Source organism: Phaeobacter sp. HF9A, assembly GCF_011806385.1.
Classification (GTDB): Bacteria; Pseudomonadota; Alphaproteobacteria; order Rhodobacterales; family Rhodobacteraceae; genus Epibacterium.
In genome coordinates this window covers 1-7,832 of sequence record NZ_JAATOX010000154.1, presented here as the reverse complement: position 1 = coordinate 7,832, position 7,832 = coordinate 1, and the positions used below count along the sequence as shown (strand labels likewise).

At 61.7% G+C, this 7,832-nt stretch carries 9 protein-coding genes; 4 read left to right on the top strand and 5 right to left on the bottom strand.

The window, feature by feature from the left end; genetic code table 11:
- Nucleotides 1-257: 257 nt before the first annotated feature.
- The 4 genes from HCZ87_RS18615 to HCZ87_RS18600 all read right to left on the bottom strand — a co-directional run bounded on the left by HCZ87_RS18615 (nucleotide 258) and on the right by HCZ87_RS18600 (nucleotide 4,160).
- Nucleotides 258-920 (bottom strand): hypothetical protein, encoded by a 663-nt coding sequence (locus HCZ87_RS18615; RefSeq protein WP_167646251.1) that lies wholly within the window; start codon nucleotides 918-920, stop codon nucleotides 258-260.
- Between the two features lie 385 nt (nucleotides 921-1,305).
- Nucleotides 1,306-1,986 carry a hypothetical protein gene (locus HCZ87_RS18610; protein ID WP_167646249.1) on the bottom strand — a complete coding sequence of 227 codons (681 nt, stop codon included), beginning with the start codon at nucleotides 1,984-1,986 and terminating at the stop codon, nucleotides 1,306-1,308.
- Between the two features lie 98 nt (nucleotides 1,987-2,084).
- Nucleotides 2,085-2,744 carry a hypothetical protein gene (locus HCZ87_RS18605; RefSeq protein ID WP_167646247.1) on the bottom strand — a complete coding sequence of 220 codons (660 nt, stop codon included), beginning with the start codon at nucleotides 2,742-2,744 and terminating at the stop codon, nucleotides 2,085-2,087.
- Nucleotides 2,745-2,759: 15 nt separating this feature from the next.
- Nucleotides 2,760-4,160 carry a selenium-binding protein SBP56-related protein gene (locus HCZ87_RS18600; protein ID WP_167646245.1) on the bottom strand — a complete coding sequence of 467 codons (1,401 nt, stop codon included), beginning with the start codon at nucleotides 4,158-4,160 and terminating at the stop codon, nucleotides 2,760-2,762.
- A 334-nt stretch (nucleotides 4,161-4,494) separates the two neighbouring features.
- On the opposite strand from HCZ87_RS18600, the gene HCZ87_RS18595 reads away from it, so the two are divergent.
- Genes HCZ87_RS18595 through HCZ87_RS18585 form a run of 3 tightly spaced genes read left to right on the top strand, consistent with a single transcriptional unit; the run spans nucleotide 4,495 to nucleotide 5,913 of the window.
- Nucleotides 4,495-4,752 carry a PepSY domain-containing protein gene (locus HCZ87_RS18595; protein ID WP_167646242.1) on the top strand — a complete coding sequence of 86 codons (258 nt, stop codon included), beginning with the start codon at nucleotides 4,495-4,497 and terminating at the stop codon, nucleotides 4,750-4,752.
- Nucleotides 4,745-5,386 carry a cytochrome b/b6 domain-containing protein gene (locus HCZ87_RS18590; protein WP_167646240.1) on the top strand — a complete coding sequence of 214 codons (642 nt, stop codon included), beginning with the start codon at nucleotides 4,745-4,747 and terminating at the stop codon, nucleotides 5,384-5,386. The genes HCZ87_RS18595 and HCZ87_RS18590 overlap by 8 nt, the downstream gene beginning before the upstream one ends.
- Before the next feature lie 38 nt (nucleotides 5,387-5,424).
- Nucleotides 5,425-5,913: a helix-turn-helix transcriptional regulator gene (locus HCZ87_RS18585; RefSeq protein ID WP_368484147.1), complete on the top strand. Its 489-nt coding sequence runs from the start codon at nucleotides 5,425-5,427 to the stop codon at nucleotides 5,911-5,913.
- A gap of 40 nt (nucleotides 5,914-5,953) precedes the next feature.
- Here HCZ87_RS18585 and HCZ87_RS18580 read toward each other — a convergent pair whose 3' ends face one another.
- Complete coding sequence (locus HCZ87_RS18580; protein ID WP_167646236.1) at nucleotides 5,954-7,039, bottom strand: Mrp/NBP35 family ATP-binding protein; 1,086 nt, start codon at nucleotides 7,037-7,039, stop codon at nucleotides 5,954-5,956.
- Nucleotides 7,040-7,245: 206 nt separating this feature from the next.
- Here HCZ87_RS18580 and HCZ87_RS18575 point away from each other — a divergent pair, with 206 nt between their 5' ends.
- Nucleotides 7,246-7,569 carry a DUF1127 domain-containing protein gene (locus tag HCZ87_RS18575; RefSeq protein ID WP_368484146.1) on the top strand — a complete coding sequence of 108 codons (324 nt, stop codon included), beginning with the start codon at nucleotides 7,246-7,248 and terminating at the stop codon, nucleotides 7,567-7,569.
- Nucleotides 7,570-7,832 lie beyond the last annotated feature (263 nt).

The window sequence follows — 7,832 nt, the reverse complement described above, 5'->3', positions numbered from 1 at the left end:
ATGACCCCCGCCCAGAAACTGAGAACGGCCGCGTAAATTCTACGACCAAGTCCCCGCAGAAACGGGGGGATTACCCCTTGCATGGGGCGCCATGACACATAAATGGTCTCGCTGCACCCGTCACAGTCGAAGTGAATGTGTTGGTCGGTCCTGAGCTTCTCCACCATCCGCTTAGGAATGTCGTGGGATGTTTCACAGGCGCGGCAAACAATCTTAAAGGTTCTGCGCCTGAAGGACATGTCAGACTGGACGTAGCCTTAGCTTTCATCACAATCGGGATTTATGCAGTTAATAGTCTGCCGGTCCTTTAGCAGTTCAAGTCGCCGCTTGTTATTTGAACCACAGCTACACTCAAAAGAAACTTCCTCACCCATGCCAGAAAGCATCAATGTGCCTTCGGAAATTCGCTTGATGTTCGCAAGAGCCTGTTTGACCTTGGACGTCATAGCTTGGATGTCACCGTATTGTTTGACGGTCGCATCTTTCGAGGTCGGGATTTCGATATGTAGGGCGAGTTTCGCAAGTCCGTTCCATAGCTTCCCGAGCCTATTGGGTGCGAAGCCGACTTGAGTGCCGACGGGAAGCCACTCCATCGCATCGTAATCCTCACGAGTGGGCGGAGGAGAACCTTCTGGGAAGGGCTCCCGCGCTACGGAAAGCGTAAAAGTCTCGGCGGCTTTGGCATCAACCTCCTGAATGAGCGTCTTCACAATATCGCTCGGCTGCCACTTCCTCAGATCATCGTGAGAAATGTAATCATGCGCTAACCGGAGCCTTTCATAGCAAATTCTCTCGATAGCCAAACGGCATTCAAGAGCAGCATAGGTTACGCTGGCTTCAGTATTTTCCATAAGAAGCTTTTCAAGCTGCGAAACTGTTGGCTCTAAGTTGATCAAGGCCGTCTCCGCGTAGGCTTTCAATACTGAGACCTTATGCCGCTCGATATCTCTCTTCAATCGAATACATGTTAGAGGAGCCCCTGCGAATAGCCCTCATTCATCCACATCGAAGCAGCGGTTCCTTTCGGATCCTTCAAGACTTTCGCCGCGCACGGGTTGGGTGTCCGCATTGTCATCCTGTCTGAGTGAGGCGGTAAGCCTGATTTTGGGCTGAGGTGGGATTGAAGGGGCGTTTAAGCGCGGTTTCATTCGATGTAGCGAAACCCCTGCACGGCACGCAAGTGCCCCGCCATGCCCCCTCTCAGCCCGACCTGCTTTCTTGCCCCGCCGTATAGAAGGCATGAGGTCTGCAACCATTGATCTTGCGCGCACAACCGGCGGCACAGGCCCGGATGCGATGTGTTGATCAGGGTGGGCATCGGGCGCTCAAACCGGTTGACGCCGCGCCGCCAGAGGGCGGCAACCTCAGTGAGAAACCGCAGCCCAATTCCCAAGCGCTGCCACTCTGGCAAAACAACAAAGCGGCAGGCACGCGCCTCGCGCAGGCCGGGGCGGGGCGGGGCGTAACCGCCCGATGGGCCACATCGACGCCCTCGGCGCGGGCGAGATAGAAGCTCCCGGCGATCACATTGTTGGTTTTCAGGTAGTGATGCGGCTCAAAGGTGGGCCAATGAGAGCCGTCGGTTTGGTGGATTTCGACCTCAAGGCTGGGGCATCGTCGAAGACGCCTCCATGCAAATTCGCCGCCGCGTCCGGTATCGATCACCCAATCCGGCTGCAGCCAGTCTTCCACGTCATCATGGCAAGCCACGGCGACAAACTGGCCCGGCCCGCACCGCCACGCTTTGCCAAAGGCCCCGGCGGCGATGGTCGCTACGCGGCGGTCAATGGCCGAGGTGAACTCATCCATCACAAAGAGGCCGGGGCGTTCGCACAAGACGCGGGCAAGATCGGCGCGGAATTTCTCGCCGGTGGAGAGCGCCGCATAGGGCCGCAGCCATGAGGGCACAGAGCCAAGGCCGACAGCCGAGAGGGCAGCGGTCATGCGAAAGATCGGAACGCCATCCTTGTCGCGCTTATGGATCATGCGCGCCGATAAGCCCCGTTGAACTTCACCGCCGCAGCGGGGCCTCCTCGTCAGATAAAAATCTCAACCTGCACATACAGGATGGCAGGGATCTGGGCCTATTGGGTCACCAGCAAAGAGATCGTTCCCACAAGGATCAGGCTGAGCGCCCAGACCAGGTCCAGGTTGAACCAGCTTCTGGACAGGAAACGCAGGCCGAGCCAGCGATAGACGCCATAGGCGATCACGCCGCCGGACAACGTCATGGCGAGCGTGTGGACGGCCGCGACGGCGCCTGCGATTCCGGCGTTTCCGACCATGAGTTCGGCGGCGGCGGCATGGCCTGCATCGGTCTCGGTCGTGCGGCAAATGCCCAGATAGATCGGCACCAGCATCAGCCCGGCACCATGCGCCATCGCCGCGAGGAAGGACCAAAGCGCCAGCCGTGAGGGGGGGACGCGCGCGAGAAACCGCGGATGTCGGCGGTTCAGCAGCAGATAAAGCCCCAGCGCGATCACGAGGCAGGCCGCTCCGATCTGGATCTCGCGCTGCCACTCGGCAAGAAACAGCAGCGCGGTGAAGGGAAACAGAATCGCGACCATCGCCAGCAGATGCCCACCGGCAAGCGCCAGGAGCGCCTTGAAGAGGCTTGCCCGTTTGCGGTCCATCAACGCGGCGGACACCGCCAGCGGCCAGCCCATGCCGGGATTGACCCCATGATAAATCCCAGAGACGACAACGGCCCCCCAAAGGGCCGTTGCTGAATGAATGCTCTCCACCTGTCAGAGGACCTGTCAGACGGAGGGATAGCAGAAGCTATCGGTGGAACAATCGCCGCCCTCAAGGCGGATCTGGTGACTCCGGTAGCCCTTGGGGAAGTCGAGGTAGAAGTCCTTGTCGAGCTCCAGCCCGCCGTTCTCACCGACATTGGCCATCACCATCTGGCCCCCCTCCTGCCCCGGGTAGAACTGGTCATCCCAGGTCGAATAGAGCGAGTTGGTCCAGTAGACCCGTTTGCCATCGCGGCTGATTTCCACCATTTGCGGGCCAAAGACGAAGGGCTTGCCATTCACATGTTTGGTGTCACGCGCGATACCGCCCAGCTCGACCTTGCCAGCCAGAACCGGGTTCATAGGGTCGGAGACATCATATTGGTGCATCTCGCCCAGCCCCCAGCACGCGACGTAGAGATATTTGTCGTCAAGGCTGAGGTCGATATCGGTGACCAGCGGCGGCACCGCCTCAAAGCCCTGCAAGAGCGGCGGCAGGTTCTCGGCCTTTTCGGGGCGCGGATCAATGGTGATCGTTTTCCTGGCCTCGAAGGTGCCATCGTCTTTTTGCCACCAGGTGAAAATAGCGCCTTGCAGATTGGTGGTGTCGATCACCACGCCGCAGAAGCCGTAATCCTTGGAGGGATCATGGGCGGGCCGGATTTCCAGCGCCATCTGGTGATTGGAACCAAGGTCGATGGTCTGGACGTTGCGCCGCTCGCGCAGGTTCCAGAAATGGATCTTGTGGCCGTATTTGTTGGACAGGAGGTCCTCGGCGACGATGCCGTTTTCAAACTGCGGCGGCAGGCCCCATTCGGAGCTGATCATGTAGTCCCGCGGCAGGTTCCACCAGAAATCATAGTGTTTGTCCTGTTCGCCCCGGTCCATCTCGTAGCGGCCCAGGATGTCAAAGGTTTCGCAATCCATGATGAAGATACCGGGAGGGCCGTCGGTGCCGTCTTCGCCGCCGCCGCCAAGGGTGGAGACATAAATACCCTCGGGGCCGCAATGAATGGTGTGCGGGCGCGAGTAGCCGGTCTTGGCAAAGACCTCCTCGGGTTCAATGATCTTGTGGATCTTGGCCTTGAGCGGTTCCTTGACGTCGATCACATAGATACGGGACGAGCGAATGCCCGGGATGATCAGATAGCGGCGTTCCAGAAAGGCGTGACCGGTCAGGGGCGAGAGCGCCGAGGAACAGGCGTTCCAGCCGAAATGGTGAAATTCGTCGCCCGTGTTGGGCATGATGACCTGGTGGACGATCTGGCCATAACTGTCGGATTTCGGGTTCACGTCGACCACGGCCAAACCGTCGGGCTGTGATCCGTCCGGGCTGAGCATCAAGGTGAAGGCCAGCGTTTCCGGCGGCGCCTCCATGGCGAGCTTTGGTGTTGCGTGGAATGTCGGGTCCGGTCTCAGATTCATGTTTAGCTCCTCCCAGGCTAATGTCTTTGGTGTGTATTCGGTCCTCTTTGTCGTTTGGCTGTCAGCATGGCACGAAGTCATGGATTCGGTAAACGTCTCGTTCATGGCTGGCGTCGGCAATTGCAACGCCCGTTCGCCGCGCAACCGGGATGTGCCGGCGGCCCGGCCTAGCCGCCTGGGTTTTGACGGCCGGAAGGCCCTTTGAAGCCGTAAGCGGGCGCTTATGAGCGGCCTTGTCAGCGGATCGGGGATCGATCCGGGCCGGGTTCATCCCCATTCAAATGGCAGGCCCGGGCAGACCGTCCGGCCGAGATGATCCCGAAAAGGACTGACCATGACCAAGTTTCTGACCGTATCCGCCCTCGTTCTGATGCCGCTCTCTGCGGTTGCGATGCCCACCGTGGGCGACATCATGGGCACCGATCCCGAACAGGCCACCGCCGCGCTGGAAGCCGCCGGATGCATGGCGCCCGAATTTGAAGCCGAAGATGGCAAGATCGAAGCCAAATGCCACGATGAGGCCAACAACCATTGGGAAGTCTACATCGACCCGCAGACCGGCGCCGTCGCCAAGGTAAAAGCGGATGACTAAGGTCCAGAACCGGACCCGGGCGGGTGGCACCATTGTGCCGCCCGATCCCTGGGATCCGCTGGTGCGCATCACCCATTGGCTGATCGCGCTGGCCGTGCTGTGCAATGGGCTTTTGAACAAGGGCGGCGGCACCTGGCATGTCTGGATCGGCTGGGGCGTGTTGGCGGTGCTGGCGCTGCGGCTGGCCTGGGGGCTGGTGGGCCCCGCCGAGGCGCGGTTTTCGGCCTTCCCCCCTGCCCCAAGGGCGGCGATTGCCCATCTGCGTGATCTGCTGCGAGGACGGCCCCGGGAGCATCGCTCGCATAACCCGGCGGGCGCGCTGATGGTCTATGCGCTCTGGGGCAGCCTGGCGGTGATCACCCTCACCGGTCTGGTGATGACGGATGCCCAAAGCCCGGTCACCCTGGCCGAGCAAAAAGCCGCTGTTGCCGCAGGGGACTGGTCGGCGCTTGCAGCCGCGCCCCCCACAGGCAACAATGAGGCCATCAAGGACGTCGCCGAGGAGATCCATGAGGTGTTTGCCAATTTTCTGCTGATCCTTGCCGGGTTGCATGTCGCCGGGGTGGCCATCGAGAGCCGCGCCCTCAGGCGGAACCTGCTGCGCCCGATGCTGCTGGGATCGCGCAAGCCATGACAGAGCGGCGCAAAAAGAGCAAAGAGCGGCGGTCCTCCGTGGCTCTTGCCTCTTTCTTGCTGCTTCAGGCCACGGCGGCGGTGTTTTTTGTCGGCGACGCGGCGAGCGAGCTGTTTCAGGACCCCGGCGAGCCGCATAGTGTCTTTGAGGGCTTGGTCTCGGTGGCGCTGATCGTCGGCGTTGCCGTCGGCATCTGGCAGCTTCGCGTGACATTGGCGCGGATGGCGGCGCAGGAGCGCGCGCTGGAAACCGCGCGGGGCTCGCTGGCGGATGTGATCGACGCGCAGTTCGCGGCCTGGAAACTGACCCCGGCGGAGCGCGACGTGGGGCTTTTTGCGCTGAAAGGTCTGGATGTGGCCCAGATCGCCGAGATCCGCGGCGCGGCCGCGGGCACGGTGCGGGCGCAACTGACCCGGATCTATGCCAAGGCCGGGGTTTCTGGGCGGGCGCAGTTTGCCGCCTGGTTCGTGGAAGATCTGCTTCAGGCCGGGCTGGAGATGGAGCTGCCGGAGCGTCAGCGGGCGTAGGGTCTGCGCCCGACGCCCGCGCGTTTTGCATTATTCGGCCTCAGGCCATGCCGCCCTCGATCAGCCCGCGGGCGATCTTTGCATAGGCGTCAGCCATCGGCCCCTCGCCCGCCGCGACGGGCGTGCCGCTGTCGCCCGCAAGGCGGGTCTCAAGATCAATAGGCAGCGCCCCGAGCAGCGGCAGGCCAAGCCTCTGCGCTTCGGCCACCACGCCGCCATTGCCAAAGATATTATGCGTGCCGCCGCAATCGGGGCAGGTGAAGAAGGACATATTCTCGATCAGCCCCAGCACCGGGGTTTTCAGCGTGTTGAACATGTCGATCGCCTTGCGCGCATCCAGCAGCGCCACATCCTGCGGGGTGGAGACCACAATGGCGCCCGAAAGCTCCGAGCGGGTGCAGAGCGTGAGCTGCACGTCGCCGGTGCCGGGCGGCAGATCGACGATCAGCACGTCTAGTTCGCCCCAGTTCACCTGGGTCAGCATCTGTTGCAGCGCGCCCATCAGCATCGGGCCGCGCCAGACCACCGCCTTGCCCTCCTCGACCATAAAGCCGATCGACATCAGGGTGACCCCATGGGCGTGCAAGGGTTCGATATTGGTGCCGTCGGGGCTGGCGGGGCGGCCCGAGGCGCCCATCATGCGGGGCTGGCTAGGGCCGTAGATATCCGCGTCCAGCAGCCCGACCTTGCGCCCCTGCCGCGTCAGCGCAACGGCGAGATTGGCGCTGACGGTGGATTTGCCGACGCCGCCCTTGCCAGAGCCCACCGCCAGGATGCGTTTCACCCCGGAGGGCTTCATCGGCGCGGCCTGCGGTTTGGGGTGGCCGCCGATCTTGAGGCTCGGCGCCTCGGCCTTTGGCGCGGCTTTCGCGGGCGCCGGGCCATGTGCGGTCAGCACCACCGAGACATTTTCCACCCCCGGCAGCTCCCGCACGCAGGCCTCGGCGGCGCGGCGCAGCGGTTCCATCTGGCTGGCGATCTGTGGCGAGGGGGCCTCGATCACAAATCGCACGGTGCCGCCCTCGACCCGCAGGGCGCGCAGCATGTCGCGTGACACCAGCGTGCCGCCATCCGGCAGGGCAAGGCGCTCCAGCGCGGTCCGAATCTCTTCCTGGGTCACAGCCATCAGCGCAATCTCCTTTTTTGCCTTTGGGGGCGTTGCTGCGGATATAGGCGCTGCGCGAAGCCAGCCCAAGCGACAAATTGGGAGCGTTAACGGCGCGCGCGATCAAATCCTGCCCAAAGGCACCGCATCGGGCATGGAAATTGCGCGGCAATTGGGCAGAATGTGAAAAATACCTCATGTACCCATGCACTTGCTGCATAGCAGAAATGACCAAGACCCGGATTGTGCATCCGCAGCATTTTGCTATCTTAGCTTCAACAGAGACGAACACATGGGCGGACGGCCCAAGCATAGCGAGACGAGACGAAACGATGGCAGCCCTGAACCCGATCAGCACCCGCAAGACATTTGCAGCCCCGAACCTGGCCGGCATGTTTCAGGTGGCGCGCGAAAAATTCGAACAGCACCGCATCTATCGTCAGACCCTGAGCGAACTGTCTGCCCTGAGCAACCGCGAGCTGGCAGACCTGGGTTTGCACCGCAGCATGCTGAAGTCCGTCGCCCTTGAAGCGGCCTACGGCCAAAACTGAGTTTACGAGATCAGGTCCTTTCTCCTCCTCCCTAAGGACCTGTCCTACGCGGTGGCATCCTCCTCCTCCCTGATGCCACCGCACCCTATACCGGCCAACAGCCGGGATCAGATGCACCGGGTTTCCTCCTCCCTTTAACCTGGTGTTTGACAGAACGGCGGTGCCCCTCCTCCTCCCTGGGCACCGCCGTTTCCTGTTTTGGGGGTCTCTTTTCCACAGCATTACAACACCGCCTGGCTCCAAAGTTGCCCGGCGCAGAAATT

Bases quoted from the DNA above. Each gene is read 5' to 3' on its own strand.
- HCZ87_RS18610 (WP_167646249.1), bottom strand. From the start codon at position 1,986: ATGATCCATAAGCGCGACAAGGATGGCGTTCCGATCTTTCGCATGACC.
- HCZ87_RS18600 (WP_167646245.1), bottom strand. From the start codon at position 4,160: ATGAATCTGAGACCGGACCCGACATTCCACGCAACACCAAAGCTCGCC.
- HCZ87_RS18595 (WP_167646242.1), top strand. From the start codon at position 4,495: ATGACCAAGTTTCTGACCGTATCCGCCCTCGTTCTGATGCCGCTCTCT.
- HCZ87_RS18590 (WP_167646240.1), top strand. From the start codon at position 4,745: ATGACTAAGGTCCAGAACCGGACCCGGGCGGGTGGCACCATTGTGCCG.
- HCZ87_RS18580 (WP_167646236.1), bottom strand. From the start codon at position 7,039: ATGGCTGTGACCCAGGAAGAGATTCGGACCGCGCTGGAGCGCCTTGCC.
- HCZ87_RS18575 (WP_368484146.1), top strand. From the start codon at position 7,246: ATGACCAAGACCCGGATTGTGCATCCGCAGCATTTTGCTATCTTAGCT.